The organism is Rhodococcus sp. NPDC057014, from assembly GCF_042673295.1.
Lineage (GTDB): Bacteria > Actinomycetota > Actinomycetes > Mycobacteriales > Mycobacteriaceae > Rhodococcus_F.
On record NZ_JBHUSF010000164.1, the window covers coordinates 1 to 18,968 of the forward strand.

Below are 18,968 nucleotides of genomic sequence, written 5' to 3' on the forward strand. Positions count from 1 at the left end.
CGACGTGGGAGGAGTAGAAGCGCGCCGAGGACGCGCAGAAGGCTGCCATCGCCGCCGCGGCCCGGGAGGCCGCGACGCAGGCCGCCGCGCGGGTCGCCGCCAACGAGGCGGCACGCCAGCGCGCGGCGGAACTCGCGGCGGGGCAGCGGGCGCACACCACGATCGAGGACGATTCGGAGGACGAGGACTCCGCCGCGACCACGCCGAAGTCGACCCCCAAGTCGAAACCGTCGACCAGCGGTGAGGAACTGACGGGCAGTGAGGCGATCGAGACCGTCATCGACCGCGGCCTGTCCCAGATCGGTGTGGAGTACGCGTGGGGCGGCGGCGACGAGGAAGGCCCCACACTGGGTATCCGCGACGGCGGTGTCGCCGACAGTTACGGCGACTTCAACAAGGTCGGTTTCGACTGCTCCGGTCTGATGATCTACGCGTTCGCCGGGATCGGCATCTCGCTGCCGCATTACACCGGTTATCAGTACACCGCGGGCGAGCAGGTTCCCTCGGAGGAGATGCAGCGCGGCGACATGATCTTCTGGGGTCCCAACGCCAGCCAGCACGTCGCCCTGTACCTCGGGGACGACCAGATGCTGGAGGCGCCGCAGTCGGGAGACGTCGTCAAGATCTCCCCGGTGCGATGGGACGGCATGACCCCTTACGCTGTCCGTATGGTGTCGTGATCCATGATGTCGATGAAGTAGTCCGCAGTGCGGATCGTGCTTGGTTGCGGCGGGGGTTGCTTGCACCTGGAATAGTTGAGCAAGTACGTGAACGGGCGGAACGATCTAGGTGAAAGCGGTGGATTCTTGGTGACCTCACGTGATGATGCGGTATCGGAGGGTGCAGCCCGGAAGGAGTCGCCCGCGAAGGCCGCTCCCGAAGGTGTGAAGAACGGGGGTGCGGCCAACGGATCGGGTCCCCAGAACGCCACCGCACCGACGGCACCCTCACAGGATGCGGGCACGCAGACCGTGCTCACGAAGCCGGTCGCACCCAGTCTCGCCGCCGACGTCCAGACGCTGGAACGCGCGATCTACGAGGTCAAGCGGGTGATCGTCGGGCAGGACCGGCTGGTGGAGCGGATCCTGGTCGGTCTCCTCGCGAAGGGGCACGTGCTGCTCGAGGGTGTGCCGGGTGTGGCGAAGACCCTGGCCGTCGAGACGTTCGCGAAGGTGGTCGGCGGGTCGTTCTCCCGCGTCCAGTTCACCCCGGACCTGGTGCCCACCGACCTGATCGGTACGCGCATCTACCGGCAGGGGCGGGAGGAGTTCGACACCGAACTCGGCCCCGTCGTCGCGAACTTCGTGCTCGCCGACGAGATCAACCGCGCACCGGCGAAGGTGCAGTCGGCGCTGCTCGAGGTGATGGCCGAGCGCCACGTCTCGATCGGCGGCAAGCGGTACCACATGCCCGACCCGTTCCTGGTGATGGCGACGCAGAACCCGATCGAGAACGAGGGTGTGTACCCGCTGCCGGAGGCGCAGCGCGACCGCTTCCTGTTCAAGATCCTCGTCGACTATCCGACGGTGGAGGAGGAACGCGAGATCGTCTACCGGATGGGTGTCGACGCGCCGGAACCGCATCAGGTTCTCGACCCCGAGGAACTGGTCCGCCTGCAGAAGGTCGCGAGCGGTGTGTTCGTGCACCATGCGCTCGTCGACTACGTGGTGCGGGTCATCGCGGCCACCCGCACGCCGGCGGAGTTCGGTCTCCCCGACGTCGACGGCTGGATCGCGTACGGCGCGTCTCCGCGTGCGACGCTGGGCATCATCTCGTCGGCGCGGGCGCTGGCGTTGCTCCGCGGGCGTGACTACGTGGTGCCGCAGGACGTGCTCGAGGTGATCCCGGACGTGCTGCGGCACCGTCTCGTGCTGTCCTACGACGCGCTCGCCGACGAGGTGAGCCCGGACGACGTGATCTCCCGTGTGCTGCAGACGGTGGGTCTGCCGCAGATCGCCGCACAGCCGACGGCGGTCCCGGCCGCTCCCGCCGGTCACAACGGACCTCCCGTCCCGTCCACGTCGGTGCCCGGACCGACGGCGATGAGCCAGCCACGGTGAGTGCGCGTACCGCCGGTGCGCAGAGTGCCGGCCCGCCGCCGTCGTTTCGCTCCGGCGAACTTCGTGATCCCAAACTGTCCGCGGCGTTGCGGACGCTGGAACTGACCGTCCGCCGCCGTCTCGACGGTGTGCTGCACGGCGACCATCTGGGCCTGATCCCGGGGCCGGGCTCGGAGCCGGGTGATGCGCGCGAGTACCAGCCGGGCGACGACGTCCGTCAGATGGACTGGTCGGTGACCGCCCGCACGACGCACCCGCACGTCCGGCAGTCGGTCGCGGACCGGGAGCTGGAGACGTGGCTCGTCGTCGATCTGTCGTCGAGCCTGGACTTCGGTACCGCCGGGTGCGAGAAGCGGGACCTGGTGGTGGCCGCGGCCGCCGCCGTCACGCATCTGACCAGCGGCGGCGGCAACCGGATCGGGGCGATCGTCTCGACCGGCGCCCAGACCACGCGGATCCCGGCCCGCGGTGGCCGGATCCACGCGCAGGCGATGTTGCGTCGGATCGCGACCACCCCGCACGCCCCGGACGGGGTGCGGGGCGATCTGCAGGGGGCGGTGGAGTCGCTGCGCCGGCCGCAGCGCCGCCGCGGTCTGGCCGTCGTCATCAGTGACTTCCTGGGTCCGATCGACTGGGAAAGGTCGCTGCGGGCCATCTCGGGGCGCCACGACGTACTCGGTGTCGAGGTGCTCGACCCGCGAGATCTGGAATTACCCGACCTGGGGGATGTAGTGCTGCACGATCCGGAGTCCGGCAGGACCCGCGAGTTCACGACCACACCGCAACTGCGCGCCGACTTCGCGCGCGCCGCGGACGAGCACCGCCTGCAGGTGGAGCAGTCGTTGCGGCGGTGCGGGGCCCCGCTGCTCAGCCTGCGGACCGACCGGGACTGGATCTCGGACGTGGTGCGGTTCGTGTCCGCCCGGAAACACAGTTACGGGACCGCGACGAACCAGAGGTCCCGCCGGTGAGTCTTTCGCAGTTCACCTCACCGTGGTGGTTGCTGTTCCTGCTGGTGGTCGGGGCGTTGGTCGCGGGATACGTGTGGGTGCAGCGGCAGCGGCAGAAGCACACCCTCCGGTTCACGAACTACGCGCTGCTCGAGAAGGTCGCGCCGTCGCGGCCGGGCCGGTCCCGGCACATTCCGGCGCTGCTGATGGTGCTGGCGCTGGTGTTCTTCAGTGTGGCGCTGGCCGGCCCGACGGAGGACAAGCGGGTTCCGCGGAACCGGGCCACCGTGATCCTCGTCATCGACGTGTCGTTGTCGATGAAGGCGACCGACGTGGAACCGACCCGGCTGGCCGCCGCACAGGACGCCGCGAAGTCGTTCGCCGACGGGCTCACCCCCGGCATCAACCTCGGTCTCGTCGCGTTCGCAGGCACCGCGTCGGTGCTGGTGTCGCCGACCACCAACCGGGAGGCCACGAAGGTCGCGATCGACAATCTGCAGTTGAGCGAGCGGACCGCCACCGGTGAGGCGATCTTCACGTCGCTGCAGTCGATCGACACCCTGGCCGCGGTGCTCGGCGGCAGTGACCAGGCGCCGCCGGCCCGCATCGTGCTGCTCTCGGACGGCAAGCAGACCGTTCCCGAGAACCCGGACGATCCGCGCGGCGGGTTCACCGCGGCCCGGCAGGCGAAGGACAAGGACGTTCCCATCTCGACGATCTCGTTCGGCACCAGCTACGGCAAGGTCGAGATCGAGGACGAACGCATCCCGGTTCCGGTCGACGACCCGTCGCTGCGGGAGATCGCGAATCTCTCCGGCGGCAGTTTCTTCACGGCGTCGAGCCTGGAGGAACTGCGGGATGTCTACGACACCCTCGAGGAGCAGATCGGGTTCGAGACCACCCGCGGCGACGCCAGCCGCCCCTGGCTCGTGCTGGGTGTCCTCTCCGCCACGGCGGGGCTGATCCTCGCGCTGGTCCTGCGTCAACGGCTGCCGTGATCTGCGTTCCACCGCCGCCCCGCGCTTCCACTCCTGCACATCTGAACAGATAGGTTTATCCGCATGTCTACCCCAGAAACTACTGACGCGTCTGTGCGGACGGTGTCCACTCCCCGGTCGGTGCTCGTCACCGGCGGCAACCGCGGGATCGGCCTCGCTGTCGCGCAGCGCCTCGCGGCGGACGGGCACAAGGTCGCGGTCACACATCGCGGCTCGGGTGCACCCGAGGGCCTGTTCGGCGTCCAGTGCGACGTCACCGACACCGAGTCGATCGACCGCGCCTTCAAGGAAGTGGAGGCGCACCAGGGGCCGGTCGAGGTCCTCGTCGCGAACGCCGGCATCACCGACGACACGCTGATCATGCGGATGACGGAGGAGCAGTTCACCTCCGTCGTCGACGCCAACCTGACCGGCGCGTTCCGCGTCGCGAAGCGCGCCACCCGCTCGATGCTGCGGTCACGGTTCGGCCGGTTCGTGTTCCTCGGGTCGGTCGTCGGGCTCGCCGGCGGTCCCGGCCAGGTCAATTACGCGGCGTCGAAGGCCGGTGTGGTCGGCATCGCGCGGTCGCTGACCCGCGAACTCGGCTCCCGGTCGATCACGGCGAACGTGGTGGCCCCCGGATTTATCGACACCGACATGACGGCGGTCCTCGACGACAAGTACAAGGACATGATCACCGGCGCCGTCCCGCTGCAGCGGCAGGGGAAGCCCGAGGAGGTCGCCGCGGTGGTGAGCTTCCTGGCCTCCGACGATTCCGCGTACGTCTCCGGCGCGGTGATCCCCGTCGACGGCGGCCTCGGCATGGGCCACTAGAACTCCCACCCCACTTCCCGGACTTTTCTTCACAGGAGGACACCTCATGGGCGGATTGCTCGAAGGTAAGACCATTCTCGTCACCGGCATCATCACGGACGCGTCCATCGCGTTCCACGTCGCCAAGGTCGCCCAGGAACAGGGCGCCAAGGTGATCATCACCGGATTCGACCGTCTGCGGTTGATCGACCGGATCGCGCAGCGGCTGCCGCAGCCGGTGCCGCCGGCGCTCGAACTCGACGTGCAGAACCCCGAGCACCTCGAGAGCCTCGCCGACCGGATCCGGGAGATCGCGCCGGAGGGTGTCGACGGCGTCGTGCATTCCATCGCGTTCGCGCCGCGGTCCTGCCTGGGCAGCCCGTTCTTCGACGCACCGTGGTCCGACGTCGGGGTGGCGTTCGAGGTGTCGGCGTACTCGTACGCGTCCCTGTCGAAGGCGCTGCTGCCGGTGCTGAACGACAACGCGTCGATCGTCGGCATGGACTTCGACCCGGCGCGGGCGGTGCCGTTCTACAACTGGATGGGTGTCGCCAAGGCCACCCTCGAGTCGGTGAACCGATATGTCGCCAAGGAGGTCGGCGAACGCGGTATCCGCTCCAACCTCGTCGCGGCGGGCCCGATCAAGACCCTCGCCGCCAAGGCCATCGCCGGCACCGCCACCGACGACGCCAAGCAGATGAACGAGCTGAACACGGCGTGGGACGAGCGCGCACCCATCGGCTGGAACGTCGACGACCCGGAGCCGGTCGCGAAGACCGTGTGCACCGTGCTGTCCGACTGGCTGCCCGGCACCACCGCGTCGATCATCTACGTCGACGGCGGCGCCCACGCGATGGCCGGCTAGGGCACTACCCGGGGAGTGCGCCCCGAACGGCAGCACGGAAGATGGGGATCATGATCGCTGTGAATTCGACGGCCGGTTCCGATTCCCGGTTCGACGCCCTTCTTCTGTTGTCGTTCGGGGGTCCGGAGAAGCCCGACGACGTGCGCCCGTTCCTGGAGAACGTCACCCGGGGCCGGGGGGTGCCGCCCGAACGTCTGGACGCGGTCGCCGAGCACTACCTGCATTTCGGGGGTGTGTCGCCGATCAACGCCCTCAACCGCGACATCATCTCCCGTGTCGAATCCGAATTGGCAAGCGCCGGAATCGATCTGCCCGTCTATTTCGGTAACCGGAACTGGCATCCGATGGTCGAGGACACGGTCGCCCGGATGGGTTCGGACGGTGTCCGCTCGGCCCTGGTGTTCCCGACGTCGGCGTGGGGCGGGTACTCGGGGTGCCGGCAGTACCACGAGGACGTCTCCCGGGCGCGGGCCGCGGCCGGCGACGGGGCGCCGCACCTGCTGAAGCTGCGCCAGTACTACGATCACCCGCTGCTGGTCGGGGCGTTCGCCGACGCCGTCCGCGCGGCCGCCGCGCAACTCCCCGCCGAGCACCGGGCGGACGCGCGGCTCGTGTTCACCGCCCACTCGGTGCCCGTCTCCGCGGACGTGAACGCCGGACCGCCCGCGGAGGGCGGTCGCCTCTACAGCCGGCAGGTGGCCGAGGCCGCGAGGCTCACCGCCCGCGCCGCCGGCTTCGACGACTTCGATCTGGTGTGGCAGTCCCGGTCCGGGCCACCCCAGGTGCCGTGGCTCGAACCGGACATCTGCGACCACCTCGACGCCCTCGCCGGCGACGGTGTGCGCGCGGTGATCGTGTGCCCGGTGGGTTTCGTCTCCGATCACCTCGAGGTGGTGTGGGACCTGGACACCGAGGCGCGGGACAAGGCCGCCGAACTCGGCATCGACTTCGTGCGCGCGGCCACACCCGGGACGGATCGGCGGTTCGCGGAACTCGTCGTCGCACTCGTCACCGAGCAGCTGACCGGCGCGTCCGCCGCGCGGCTCGGATCCGAGCCGCTGCTCGGGTCCACCCTGGACGGCGCGTCCTGCGCGGTCGACTGCTGCAAGGCCGTCGTCAGTCCGTCAGGCCGTCCCGCGCACACGCATTGACGGCGGCGGTACGCGCCGAGCGCACCGCCGAACGCAGCGGGCGAAGTAGGTCCTTGAGGGTGGCCGCGCCCGACGCGGACACGGTGCGGGCGGGGGCCATCTGCTCGGCGACGGTGAGGATCGCGGCCACCTGATCGGCCGAGTCCAGGATCCGCAGCGCCCGCGGCGTGATCGTCGTCGGATACCGGTGCAGCGCGGACTTGGCCAGTGCGTCGGCGATCAGGGCGCGCGGATCGGCGCCGAAACCGGAGTCGAGCATGTGCAGGGCCTCGAGCGCGGCCGCGGCGTCGCGCACCGCCTCCCGCATCGTGAACTCGGCCTCACCCAAACCGGTGTGGTGGGCGTCGAGGGGGAGCCGCTCGATCGTCGACACCGTCCACCGCAGCACGTCGGGACCCTCGACGTGCGGGACGAGCCCCGTCCCGGACCGGCCGGGCGGCCCGACGAGGACACCCTCGCCGGTGCCGATCGCGGCGGACGAGAACCCGGTGCCCGCGGGAAGTCCGCGCACGTCCCCCGGCCCGGGCAGGACCAGCCGGATCTCGGTCTCGGGTTGCGACACGGAACGGCGCATTGTCTGCAGCAGGGCCGTCACCCCGGCGTCCTGCGGGTCGGGCCACGGCAGTCCGGTGCGCCGGGCCGTGTCCTGATCCTCCGCGCAGGCGAGATGCATCGGCGCCCACGCGTGGAGGGCGTCGATGACGTCGTCGGGTGCACTGTTCCCGGCGAGCCAGGAACTGGCCCACACGGTGAGAGTGGCGCTGGGTGAAGTCACGATAAACGAGCATATGTCGGCGTGGCGGCGTGTGTGTAACGGCGCCGCTGGCATAGCGTCAGCGCCCGTGAGCGGAGGCGACAGATACGGCGACATCTTTTCCGGACACCCACGCGCGAGGAAGCCCGTGACACCGACGGTTCCGGCCGAACGGGACCTCGTCGTCGAGGACGCGGGCACCGGGTTCTGCGGGGCGGTGGTGGGGTTCGAACGCACCTACGACGGCGACTTCGTCCGGCTCGAGGACGGGGCGCGGCGCACCCGGTTGTTCGCGATGCGGGAGGCGGCGTTCCTGATCGACGGAAAACCCGTCACCCTGGTGCGCCCGGCGGCGAAGCCCGCCGGTCCGCCGGCCACCCGGTCGGCGTCGGGGTCGACGAAGGTCGAGGGGCTGCGGGCCCGGACCGCGCTGGCCAGCCGGATCTGGGTAGAGGGCGTGCACGACGCCGCCCTGGTGGAACGGGTGTGGGGGCACGACCTGCGCGTCGAAGGGGTCGTCGTCGAGCACCTGGAGGGTCTCGACAACCTCGGGGAGCGGCTCGCCGAATTCCGCCCCGGACCGGGACGACGCGTCGGCGTGCTCGTCGACCACCTCGTGACCGGGTCCAAGGAAACCCAGCTCACACAGGGGCTCGGGCCGAACGTGCTCGTCACCGGGCACCCGTTCATCGACGTGTGGGAGGCGGTCCGGCCGTCCGCGGTGGGCATCGCGGCCTGGCCGAAGATTCCGCGCGGTGAGGACTGGAAGACCGGGGTGTGCCGCGAGTTGGGCTGGGGGACACTGCGCGACGGGTGGCGCCGGGTGTACTCGGCTGTCGACACGTTCCGCGACCTGGAGGCGCCGCTGATCGGGGCGGTCGAACAGCTGGTCGACTTCGTCACCGTCGGTTCCGGAGACTCTGGTTAGATGGTGTTGTGGCTGCATTGATTTGGCTGGTAGCGGGGGTGCTGCTCGCCGCCGCCGAAGCGTTGACGGGGGACTTCTTCCTCCTCATGCTGGCGGGCGGTGCGCTGGCCACGGCCGGGGTCACCGCGATCACCGACTTCCCGGTCTGGGTCGACGCGGTGATCTTCGGGGTGCTGTCCCTCGCGCTGATCCTCGGGGTGCGCCCGGTGTTGTTGCGCAAGTTCGAGACACCGCCGCCGACCCCGACGGGGATCGAGGCGCTCACCGGCAAGCAGGCCCTGGTGCTCGAGGAAGTCGCCGAGCACGCGGGGCAGATCAAACTCGGCGGGGACGTGTGGACGGCCCGCCCACTCGACAGCACCGAAGTGTATCCACCGGGAACGACCGTGACGGTAATGCAAATTGACGGCGCGACCGCCGTCGTATGGAGGGGACCGTAGATGGCAGCACTCATCGTGTTGATCGTGCTCGTGTTGTTCGTTGCGCTGGTGGTGGCCAAATCGGTGGCGCTGGTCCCGCAGGCGGAGGCCGCGGTGATCGAGCGACTCGGCCGGTACTCGCGGACCGTGTCGGGGCAGCTGACGTTCCTGATCCCGTTCGCGGACCGGATCCGGGCCAAGGTGGATCTGCGCGAACGGGTGGTGTCGTTCCCGCCGCAGCCGGTGATCACCCAGGACAACCTGACGCTGAACATCGACACCGTGGTGTACTTCCAGGTCACCAACCCGCAGGCCGCGGTGTACGAGATCAGCAACTACATCGTCGGTGTGGAGCAGTTGACCACCACCACGCTGCGCAACGTCGTCGGCGGCATGACGCTGGAGGAGACGCTCACCTCGCGTGACTCCATCAACGGGCAGCTGCGCGGGGTGCTGGACGAGGCCACCGGCCGCTGGGGTCTGCGCGTCGCCCGGGTCGAACTCAAGAGCATCGATCCGCCGCCGTCGATCCAGGAGTCGATGGAGAAGCAGATGAAGGCGGACCGCGAGAAGCGGGCCACCATCCTCACCGCCGAGGGGCACCGGGAGTCGGCGATCAAGACGGCGGAGGGCGACAAGCAGTCCCGCATCCTCGCCGCGGAGGGCGCGAAGCAGGCGTCGATCCTCACCGCGGAGGGTGAGCGGCAGTCCCGGATCCTGAGGGCGCAGGGCGACCGGGCCGCCAAGTACCTGCAGGCGCAGGGTCAGGCGAAGGCGATCGAAAAGGTGTTCGCCGCAATCAAGTCCGGCAAACCCACCCCCGAGCTTCTCGCGTACCAGTACCTACAGACGTTGCCGCAGATGGCGCAGGGCGACGCGAACAAGGTGTGGCTGGTGCCCAGCGACTTCGGCGACGCCCTCAAGGGGTTCGCGAAGACGCTCGGCGCGCAGGGGCAGGACGGGGTGTTCCGGTACGAGCCCTCCACGACGGACGAGGATCTGCCCAAGCCCGAGGACGATTCGGAGGAGGTCGCCGACTGGTTCGAGACCAAGTCCGATCCGGCCATCGCGCAGGCCGTCCGCGCCGCGGAGGTCGAGGCGCGACAACCCGTCGACGGTCCGCTCATTAAGCCCGGCGGCGCCGACGAGCACGCGCCGCTGTACCCGGGAGGAGCACCCGGGCAGCTGCCGCCGCCCGTTCCCCCGCACGGCGGCTGACCGCCCGCCTACCCGGTCGCGGCGAGTTCCTCGGCGAGAGCCGCCACGGTGGACCGGATCTGGTCCTCGGTGTGGCAGGAGGTGACGAAGAACCGCAACCGGGCGAGGTTCTCCGGCACCGCCGGGTAGAGGATCGGGTTGACGTTGATGCCGCGCCGGAGCAGCGCCCCCGACAGCGCGAGGGTGCGGAGTGAATCCCCGACGATGCAGGGGATGACCGGGGTGTCCCGACTGTCGCCGGTGTCGATTCCTGCGTCCGCGGCGAGCTGCAGGAAGAGCCGGGAGTTGCGACGCAACCGGTGGAGGGCGTCGGGTTCGGCACGCATCTGCCGGATCGCCGCGAGGGACGCCGCGGCATTCATGGGGGTCATCCCGACGCTGTAGACGAAGCCGGGCGTCGTGTACTTCAGGAACCGGATCAGTTCGGCGCTGCCCGCGACGTAGCCGCCGCAGCCGGCGAGCGCTTTCGACGTCGTGCCCGACCACAGTTCCACGTCGTCGCGGTCGACGCCGAAGTACTCGCCGATGCCGCCGCCGGTGGCGCCGAGCACCCCGATGCTGTGCGCCTCGTCGATCATCATCATCGCCTGGTGCTTCTTCTTCACCGCGATCATCGCGGGCAGGTCGGGAATGTCACCGTCCTGGCTGTACACGCCCTCGATGAGAACGAGGACCCGCCGGTACCGGGAGCGGATCGCGGTGAGCAGGTCGTCGAGCGCCGCGTGGTCGTTGTGCGGGAACGGGCGCCGGGTGGCGCCGGAGAGTGCGCAGCCCTGCAGGATGCTGTCGTGCGCGAGGCTGTCGTGGACGACCAGGTCACCCTCCCCGAGAAGGTGGCCGATGACCGTGACGTTGGTGGCGTGCCCGCTGACGAGGGCGATGGCGTCCTCGGTTCCCAGCAGCCCGCCCAGTGCGGCCTCGAGTTCGCGGTGGACCGGTTTCTCCCCGGACAGCACGCGGCTGGCCGAGCAGGAGCTGCCGTAGCGGGCGACGGCGTCCTGGACCGCGGACACGACGGCCGGGTGGCCGGACATGCCGAGGTAGTTGTAGCTGGAGAAGTTGAGGACCTCCGCGCCGCCGATCGTCGACGTGTCCCGGGTGACACCGTCGTTGACGAGGAAGTACGGGTTGGTGACGCCGAGCCCCTCGGCGGCGGTCAGCCGGGCGGCGAGCGCCTGCACCTCCGGGAACTCGGCGATGCGGAACTCGGGTGCCACCAACGGTTCCGGGTCCGGGACGGGCGTCGCGGTGCGCGGCGATCCGGGCCGACGGTGCGTCGCCACGTGGTCGATCACCTCGCCGATCGTGCGGCACGGTGTGAACCAGTCCGCTTCGACGGCGAGACCGGGGAAGGCGCGGCGCAATCCGCCGAACAGGTCGGTGATCATGATCGAGTCGAATCCGAGGTCGCCGGTGATCGTCTGCGCCGCCGTCAGCGTGGCCGCGGGGAATCCGCTGACCCGTGCGACCTCCACGCGCACCCGGGTTGCGGTGTCGCCGCTCGCCGCCGCGGGATCCGGCCCGGTGTCCGGTGCCGCCGCCGGGACCGGCAGGGCCGTCCCGGGAACCGCGGCGGCGGCAGCGAGCACGGCGGCCTGCTCCCGGAAGAGGGCGATCAGTTGGTCCATGGTGCTGTCCTCGGGTTCGGCGGTGACGGTGGGTGGTGCGGGTGCGGCGGGCTGCGCCACGTCTGCGGGTGCGGCGGGCTGCGCCACGTCTGCGGGTGCGTTCTCGGGTGTCCAGAAGCGGGCGGTGGTCGCGAACGGGTAACCGCGCAGTCGCCGGCGGACCCGGGCTCCCGGCTCGTACAGCGCGTCCCACGCCGGGTCGTGGCCGTCCCGGTACAGGGCGGCGACGGTCGCGGGAAGTTCGTCGCCGGTGGCGGCCGGGCCGGGGCACGGCGCCAGGTGCCGCGCCGGCGAGCCGGGATGGGCGCGGGCGGTCAGCGACAACAGGATTCGTGCGGGACCCACCTCGATCAGGTGGGTCGGATCGCAGGTCAGGGCGGCCGCGGCGGCGTCCGCGAACCGCACGGTCGCCGCGATGTGGTCGGTCCAGTAGGTCGCGTCCATCGGTTCGTCGACGTCGAGCAGCCGCCCCCGGGTGGTCGAGAAGATCGGGATCTCGGGCGGCCCGTACGTGCAGTCGGCGGCGACCTCCGCGAACGCGTCCCGGATCGGCGCCATCGAGGGGGAGTGGAAGGCGTGCGAGACGGTGAGCCGGCGGACGGAGACTCCGGCGGCGGTGAGCCCGGCACCGATCCGGTCGACGGCGTCTGCCGCCCCCGACAGCACCACGTCCCGCGGCCCGTTCACGGCCGCCAGTGCGGCCGCGGGTTCGCCGGCGAGCAGGCCGGCGACGTCGTCCGGGGTGGCCCGCACCGCCAGCATCGTGCCGCCGGCGGGCAGTTGCTGCATGAGCCGTCCCCGCGCGACGATCAGCCGGCACGCGTCGTCCAGGCCGAACACGCCGGCGTGCGCGGCGGCCGCGTATTCGCCGACGCTGTGCCCGATCAGCCACGCCGGTTCGATGCCCAGTTCACCGAGCGTCCGGGCCAGCGCGTACTCGACCGCGAACAGGGCGGGCTGCGCGAACTCGGTCCGGTGAATGTCCTCGCCGGCGCCGAACAGCACCTCCCGGACCGAGCGGCCCAGGTGCGGCGTCATCCGCTCGTCGACGTCGGACAGCGCCCGCCGGTACGCGCCGTGCTTCTCGTGCAGGGTGCGGGACATTCCCGGGTACTGCGCGCCCTGCCCGGTGAAGAACCAGCCGACGCTGACGGGGCGGGCCGTCCCGGACAGCGACGCGAGCAGGTGTTCGTCGCGGGCCGCCGCGCGCAGCGCCGCGACGGCGTCCTCCCGGTCGTGGGCGGGGAGCGCCAGCCGGTGGCGCCCGGATGCCTTGACGGTGTTCGTGCTCCAGCACACCCGGCCCAGCTCGGTGTGGGGGTGGGCGAGCAGATCGTCGGCCAGGGCGGCGGCGGTGCGGGCGAGGCCGTCCGGGTCGTTCGACGACAGGGTGAGCACGCCGCCGCCCGGACTCGCCGCGTGCGGGTCGCCGGCGGGCGCCGCGGCCAGCAGCAGGTGGGCGTTGGTGCCGCCGAGCCCGAAACTGCTCACGGCGCCGTGCACGTCGCCGCCGGGCAACGGCATCGGCTCCGACAGGAGCGCAAGACCGTTGTCCGCCAACCGGAGCCGCGGGTTGACGTCCGCCGCGCCGCGGCTGGGCGGCACCACCCGGTGGTGCAGCGCGAGAGCGACCTTGATCAGTCCGGCCACCCCGGCGGCGCCCTCGGTGTGACCGAGATTGCCCTTGATCGACCCGATCGCGCACGGCTGCGGGCGGGGCACCGCGTGGACGTGACCGAGAGCCTTGATCTCGATCATGTCGCCGAGCACCGTCCCGGTGCCGTGCGCTTCGACGAACGCGACCTGTGCGGGCGTGACACCCGCCCGCCGGTACGCCTTCTCGACGACCTGCTGCTGGGCCCAGCGGTTGGGGGCGGTGATCCCGTTGCTGCGGCCGTCGTTGTTGACGGCGCTGCCCTTGATGACGGCGTAGATCGGCAGGCCCTCCGCCCGCGCATCCGCGAGCCGGCGCAACACCAGTACCGCGACCCCCTCGCCGCGGCCGATTCCGTCGGCCGCCCCGCTGAACGGTTTGCACCGGCCGTCCGGCGCGGACAGCCCGGCCTGCGTGTAGAAGACGTTCACCGTGGGGGTCAGGGTGAGATTGACGCCCCCGGCGAGGGCCTGGTCGCAGTCCCCGGACCGCAGCGCTGCGCAGGCCAGGTGGACCGCGACGAGCGACGACGAGCAGGCGGTGTCGATCGCCATGCTCGGGCCCTGCAGGTTCAGCTGGTACGACATCCGGTTGGCGGTCATGAAATAGCCGTTGCCGCTGCCGAGTTGGGCGGTGATGCGCGACAGGTCGCGCATCTGGAGATTCCACTCGTTGGCCATGACGCCGACGTACACGCCGGTGTTCGAACCGGCCTGGGCCCGCGGATCGAGTGCGGCGTCCTCGAACGCCCGCCACGCCGACTGCAGCAGCAGCCGCTGTTGCGGGTCCATCGCCGCGGCCTCGCGGGGTGCGATGCCGAAGAAGTCGTGGTCGAAAGCGTCCGCGTCGGCGACGAATCCGCCGCTGCGGTTGTTGACCGAGCCGGCGCCACCGGCGGCGTCGAACACGGTGTCCGCGTTCCAGCGTCCGGTGGGGACGTCGGTGATGCCGTCGCCGCTCCCCATCAGCAGGCTCCACAAGGCGGCGGCGTCGGGGGCCTGCGGGAAGCGGCAGTCGAGGCCGACGATCGCGACGTCGGTCATGACGCCTTCCGGTGCCGCGGTGCGGATTCGCCGACGACGAAGACGGCCAGCTCGGCGATCGTCGGATAGTCGAACACCACGGTGGGATCGAGTTCGAGGTCCCAGCGGTCCTCGATCTCGCCGCACAGGCTCACCGCGGACACCGATTCGATTCCCAGTTCGGCGAGCGGAAGGTGCGGGTCGATGTCGTGCACCGGCCGTTCGGTGTGGTCGGCGACCCGGCCGGCGAGCCAGTCGATGACGGGGGCGAGGTCGCGGCGGGTGAACTGCTCGGGGGCGGGCATCGGATTCTCCTGGTCGGTGAGCGGGGGGTCAGGCGGGCACAGTGGTGGTGGTCCTGAGGCGCTGCACCGCCGGGTCGATCTCCTCGTGCAGGACGGCGTCGACGCGGGACCGGAGGAACGAGGCGCGCATCGAGCTGCGCTGGACCTTTCCGCTGGTGGTGCGGTGCACGCCGCGCCGGTCGACCAGCACCACGCTCGGCGCGGGGACGTCGAAGGCCCGGGCGACGCAGACCCTGATCCGGCGGGCGAGTGCGGGCAGTGTCAGGTCGTCGATCAGTGCGGTCCTGACCTCGTGGATCACCAGCAGCCGCTCGTGCTGCCCGGTGTCGAGCGAGAACACCACCCCGGCGGACCCGGTGAGCGCCGGATGCACGTCCCGCACGGCCTCCTCGACGTCCTGCGGGTACAGGTTGCGGCCGTTGACGATCAGCAGGTCCTTCAGGCGGCCGGTGACGTAGAGGTGCCCGTCGTCGAACACCCCGAGGTCGCCGGTGCGCAGGTACGGTCCGTCGCCGTCGAGGGTGGCGTGGAACTTCTCCGCGGTCTCGCCGGGCCGTCGCCAGTAGCCGGCGGCGACGCTGCCGCCGGAGATCCAGATCTCCCCGACGCGGCCGGGCGGCTGCTCGCGGCCGGTGTGCGGGTCGACGATGCGGATGTCGCACCCGAACGGCCTGCCACTGCCGACCAGCCGGGCGCCGCCGGCCTTCGGGGTCAGTTCGTGGCGCTCCAGCGCGGCCGCGTCGACGTCGAGATATTTTGGGGCGCAGCCGACCTCGCCGGCGGTGGCGAGCAGGGTCGCCTCGGCCATGCCGTATGCGGTCAGGAAGGCGCCCGCCCGGAAACCGGTGGGCCGGAGCCGGTCGATCACGGCGTCGAGGGTGCGGGGCCGGATGGGTTCGGCCCCGTTCAGGGCCACCCGCACCGAGGACAGGTCCAGTCCGGCCAGTTGGTCGTCGGGGATCCGGCGGGCGAGGAGGTCGTACGCGAAGTTCGGGCCGAGGGTCATGTCGGCGCGGTACCGGTCGATCAGCTGCAACCAGCGCACCGGCCGTTTGAGGAAGGCCGTCGGCGACATGAACGCGAGGTTGCCGCCGGCGTAGAGCGGCGACAGCAGCATGCCGATCAGCCCCATGTCGTGGAAGTGCGGGAGCCAGCCGGCGACGGTCACCGTGTCGTCGCCACCGATTGCGTCGGTGATGGCCGCCGCGTTGTGCAGCAGGTTGCCGTGGGTCACCATCACGCCCTTCGGTTCGCTGGTGGAACCGGACGTGTACTGGAGGAGGGCCAGGGTGCCGGTGTCGAGGACGGGCAGCCGCCAGCGGTCGGGGTGACCGAGTGCGGCGGTGTCGGTGGCGGCGACGGAGACCGGGGCGGCGAGCCCGGACTCGCGGATCCAGCTGTCGAGCGGTTCGGCGACCGCGGACGTGGTGAGCACGAGGCGCACGTCGGCGTCCGCGAACATCGTCGCGACCCGCTGCATGCTGCGCGCGTCGTGCGGGACGGGTGCGGGTACGGCGACCACCCCGGCGTAGAGGCATCCGAGAAACGCGCGGAGGAAGTCGATCGCGTCGACGTACAGCAGCATCACCGGGTGCGCGGCCTCGGGCCGCGTCGACAGCCACACCGCCAGCGCGCGGGCGTCCCGGTCCAGTTGGCGGTAGGTCACCGTCTCGGGGACGAGTTCCCGGCCGACCTCGCGGTGGTAGACGTAGGACCGGTCGTCGCCGTACACGGCGACCTGGGTGCGGACGTGTGACACGAAATCGGTAGGCACGGATGCTCTCTCCCTCGGACTGGACGAGTACGACTCTCGTCCGCGCCGAGGCGGAAACCCATCACCCCCAGGGCTGGTTTCGCGCACCCCCGGGGTGAATGTCCCACACCGGGGGAGGTCCCGGGAGGGCCTCTACGTGATGAGGGCGCGTCCCGTTCCGCACACCGCGACCGCCCAGAGCACGCTGGTGAACGTGCCGATGATGAATTGTTCCGACGCGTGCGCCTCCCGCAGTTCGGGGTAGCGGGCCAGTCCCTTGACCGCCAGGACGACGGCGATGCCCTCCGGCCAGGCAGCGAGGATCGAGACGGCGACGGCGGCACGCTCGAGGAGGCCGATGATCCGTCCGCCGCGCAGCGGCCCGGCGTCGGGTCGTGGGTCGGATCCGGCGTCGGGCTGGCGGCGCGCGATGCGGAACGCGGCCAGCACGAGCGGCGCCCCGCCAGTAGTTGCGGCCGCCACGCACAGGACGAGGGTCGCGGCGAGGGCGAATCCGGTGACCGGTGTGGTGGCGGACGCGGCGACCGCCGCGACGGTCAGGGCGAGCACGACCACGATCGGCGCAGCCCACTGCGACATCCAGCGGGGGCCGCGGGGCGCCGCGAGCACCAGGGGTGCGAGCGCGGCGACGGCGAGGGCGATGAGGGCCAGGGTGCTCACGTGTCCGCCTTGCGTAGGAGTCGTTCGGCCAGTCGTCGTCCCGCGGTCTCGACGTGCCAGCCCGCGGTGGAGAGTCGTTGGGAGACGGCCTGCTTGCTGATCCCCAGCGCGCGGGCCGCCTCGGTCTGGGTGGAGCCGCGCCGCATCTGCTCGACGGCCTCACGGCCCTCCTCGGTGCGGCGCGCGACGAGGACCGCGACGAGGGCGAGCGCGGTGTCCGCGTCGGCGGCGCCGTCCGGGTCCGGACCCTCGACGGCCACCCGGCCGGGGGCGCTCTTGGCGCGGTCGACGGCGATCCGCGCGGATTCGAACGCGGGGCCGCGCCCGGCCCGGGTCTCGGTGGGGAGGGGTTCCTCGACGGGTCCGGCGCCGATGCCGATGCTCCAGTGTTCGCGGGCGACGAGGTCGAGGGCGAGGTCGACGACGGTGGCCGGGTCAGCGACGACGGCCTGGACCTCGTCGCCGGCGGTCCGCTGGAACGGGCGGACGAGGTCGCGGTGCGCGAATTCGGCGAGGAGTGGGGCGACACGGTCGATGTCGCGGCGGCTGCCGCGCTGGTCGACCGTCAACACGAACACAGGTCAAGGTTAGAAACTGGAAACTGCGATGTCAAGACTCAAAGCTTGACTTCGAGGTTTCAAGGTTGCGGGATTGACTCGTCTCGGCGGGGTGGTCGACGACCGGGTCCGGCACCGCGTCACCGGACCCGTCCAGCGGCCGCCGGGAATCCACCACCAGCCCGGCAATTCCGACGGCGATACACACCGCGGACAGCACCAGGAGTCCCGGCTTCGTCTCCCCGGTGAGCGCGTCGCCGAGCACGACGATGCCGACGGTCCCCGGCAGCACACCGATCACCGTGGCCAGCACGTAGGGGACCAGCCGGATCGAGGACACGCCGGCGCAGTAGTTCACCACCGAGAACGGAACGAACGCGATCAGCCGCAACGACCCCACCGCGAGCCAGCCGCGCCGGGCGATCCGCTCGTCCACCCGCCGGATCGTCGGGTTGGAGATGCGCTGCCACACCACGTCCCGGCCGACGGCACGCACCAGGTAGAGGGCGAGCACCGCACTCAGCGTCGACGCCAGCACCGCGATCGCGATGCCCAGCCACGCGCCGAACAGCAATCCGGCACTGAGCGTGAACACCGTGCGGGGGAACGGGAACACCGTCACCACCGCGTGCACGGCGAAGAAGACGAGGGGAAACGCCGGACCGACGGAGTGCGCCCATTCCCGCACCTGCAGCACGGACGGATGCGGGGCCAGCAGCGCCACGACGACCAGCGCGACTACCAGCACTGCGACGCCGATCACCCTGCGGTCCCCGAGGCGTCTCTTCACAGGGCACCAGGCTACCCGGGAGACCGGTCCGGGGCGCCGCGAGCGCCGGTCAGGGCAGCCGGCGGCGCCCGGTCACCGTCGCCTCGACGCAGACCCGCCCGCCCGACGTCCCGGCCACCCGGGTCGTCGCCACCGCGCGGCCGGCCCGGATCACGTCCGCGGTGAACGTCGTGTCGCAGTCCAGGGGAACCGGGCGGAAATAGTTGATCCGCACGGACGCGGTGTCCATGTCCGCGCCCCGACCGGTCAGGGCCGCGCTCGCGGCCAGGTCCGTCGCACAGGCCTGGACGCCGCCGTGCACGAATCCGAGCTTGTTCGCGATCAGCGGGTTCGCCGGCACCACCACCCGCGTACCGGCGTCCTCGACCCGCCCGCCGATCCAATCGAGCGGCGCGACCCCCGGTTGCGGGAACTCGGGGAGGGCGGCGCCGCCCGGCGCCGCC

The 18,968-nt window shown here is 71.0% G+C and carries 17 protein-coding genes and 1 pseudogene; 10 read left to right on the forward strand and 8 right to left on the reverse strand.

Annotated elements, in window-relative coordinates:
- The 7 genes and pseudogenes from ACFTZB_RS26995 to ACFTZB_RS27025 all read left to right on the forward strand — a co-directional run.
- Window positions 1-680 (forward strand): annotated as a pseudogene (locus tag ACFTZB_RS26995) (NlpC/P60 family protein); the annotation flags it as partial.
- Window positions 681-884: 204 nt separating this feature from the next.
- Window positions 885-2,060 carry an AAA family ATPase gene (locus ACFTZB_RS27000; RefSeq protein ID WP_378435861.1) on the forward strand — a complete coding sequence of 392 codons (1,176 nt, stop codon included), beginning with the start codon at window positions 885-887 and terminating at the stop codon, window positions 2,058-2,060.
- On the forward strand, window positions 2,057-3,031 hold the full coding sequence (locus ACFTZB_RS27005) for a DUF58 domain-containing protein (protein WP_378435831.1): 975 nt from the start codon (window positions 2,057-2,059) through the stop codon (window positions 3,029-3,031). The genes ACFTZB_RS27000 and ACFTZB_RS27005 overlap by 4 nt, the downstream gene beginning before the upstream one ends.
- Complete coding sequence (locus tag ACFTZB_RS27010) at window positions 3,028-4,008, forward strand: VWA domain-containing protein (RefSeq protein WP_378435833.1); 981 nt, start codon at window positions 3,028-3,030, stop codon at window positions 4,006-4,008. Before ACFTZB_RS27005 ends, ACFTZB_RS27010 begins: the two co-directional genes overlap by 4 nt.
- 63 nt (window positions 4,009-4,071) lie before the next feature.
- A complete protein-coding gene (gene fabG1 / locus ACFTZB_RS27015) occupies window positions 4,072-4,821 on the forward strand; it encodes a 3-oxoacyl-ACP reductase FabG1 (RefSeq protein ID WP_072942052.1) in 750 nt (249 codons plus the stop codon).
- A 46-nt stretch (window positions 4,822-4,867) separates the two neighbouring features.
- Window positions 4,868-5,665, forward strand: a complete 798-nt coding sequence (gene inhA, locus ACFTZB_RS27020; protein WP_378435836.1) for an NADH-dependent enoyl-ACP reductase InhA — start codon at window positions 4,868-4,870, stop codon at window positions 5,663-5,665.
- 41 nt (window positions 5,666-5,706) lie between these two features.
- Window positions 5,707-6,816, forward strand: coding sequence for a ferrochelatase (locus tag ACFTZB_RS27025; RefSeq protein WP_378435838.1), 1,110 nt, complete (start codon window positions 5,707-5,709; stop codon window positions 6,814-6,816).
- Here the strand turns inward: ACFTZB_RS27025 and ACFTZB_RS27030 are convergent.
- Window positions 6,782-7,591, reverse strand: a complete 810-nt coding sequence (locus tag ACFTZB_RS27030) for a hypothetical protein (RefSeq protein WP_378435840.1) — start codon at window positions 7,589-7,591, stop codon at window positions 6,782-6,784. The genes ACFTZB_RS27025 and ACFTZB_RS27030 overlap by 35 nt on opposite strands.
- A 67-nt stretch (window positions 7,592-7,658) precedes the next feature.
- Here ACFTZB_RS27030 and ACFTZB_RS27035 point away from each other — a divergent pair, with 67 nt between their 5' ends.
- Genes ACFTZB_RS27035 through ACFTZB_RS27045 form a run of 3 tightly spaced genes read left to right on the forward strand, consistent with a single transcriptional unit; the run spans window position 7,659 to window position 10,135 of the window.
- The gene (locus ACFTZB_RS27035; RefSeq protein WP_378435842.1) at window positions 7,659-8,498 is read left to right on the forward strand and encodes a DUF3097 domain-containing protein; all 840 of its coding nucleotides are present in this window, start codon (window positions 7,659-7,661) and stop codon (window positions 8,496-8,498) included.
- A gap of 8 nt (window positions 8,499-8,506) precedes the next feature.
- Window positions 8,507-8,938, forward strand: a complete 432-nt coding sequence (locus ACFTZB_RS27040; RefSeq protein ID WP_005241863.1) for an NfeD family protein — start codon at window positions 8,507-8,509, stop codon at window positions 8,936-8,938.
- Window positions 8,939-10,135: an SPFH domain-containing protein gene (locus ACFTZB_RS27045; RefSeq protein ID WP_378435845.1), complete on the forward strand. Its 1,197-nt coding sequence runs from the start codon at window positions 8,939-8,941 to the stop codon at window positions 10,133-10,135.
- Window positions 10,136-10,143: 8 nt separating this feature from the next.
- On the opposite strand, the gene ACFTZB_RS27050 is transcribed toward ACFTZB_RS27045, so the two are convergent.
- The 7 genes from ACFTZB_RS27050 to ACFTZB_RS27080 all read right to left on the reverse strand — a co-directional run.
- Window positions 10,144-14,460: a type I polyketide synthase gene (locus ACFTZB_RS27050; protein WP_378435847.1), complete on the reverse strand. Its 4,317-nt coding sequence runs from the start codon at window positions 14,458-14,460 to the stop codon at window positions 10,144-10,146.
- Window positions 14,457-14,744 carry an acyl carrier protein gene (locus tag ACFTZB_RS27055; RefSeq protein WP_378435849.1) on the reverse strand — a complete coding sequence of 96 codons (288 nt, stop codon included), beginning with the start codon at window positions 14,742-14,744 and terminating at the stop codon, window positions 14,457-14,459. The genes ACFTZB_RS27050 and ACFTZB_RS27055 overlap by 4 nt, the downstream gene beginning before the upstream one ends.
- Before the next feature lie 28 nt (window positions 14,745-14,772).
- Window positions 14,773-16,518, reverse strand: a complete 1,746-nt coding sequence (locus ACFTZB_RS27060) for a fatty acyl-AMP ligase (protein WP_378435851.1) — start codon at window positions 16,516-16,518, stop codon at window positions 14,773-14,775.
- Between the two features lie 132 nt (window positions 16,519-16,650).
- Window positions 16,651-17,178, reverse strand: a complete 528-nt coding sequence (locus ACFTZB_RS27065) for a hypothetical protein (RefSeq protein WP_378435853.1) — start codon at window positions 17,176-17,178, stop codon at window positions 16,651-16,653.
- A complete protein-coding gene (locus ACFTZB_RS27070; protein ID WP_378435855.1) occupies window positions 17,175-17,756 on the reverse strand; it encodes a hypothetical protein in 582 nt (193 codons plus the stop codon). The genes ACFTZB_RS27065 and ACFTZB_RS27070 overlap by 4 nt, the downstream gene beginning before the upstream one ends.
- Window positions 17,757-17,787: 31 nt before the next feature.
- A complete protein-coding gene (locus ACFTZB_RS27075) occupies window positions 17,788-18,525 on the reverse strand; it encodes a TVP38/TMEM64 family protein (RefSeq protein ID WP_378435857.1) in 738 nt (245 codons plus the stop codon).
- Window positions 18,526-18,574: 49 nt separating this feature from the next.
- On the reverse strand, window positions 18,575-18,968 hold a 394-nt coding region (locus ACFTZB_RS27080), incomplete at its 5' end, for a PaaI family thioesterase (protein WP_378435859.1).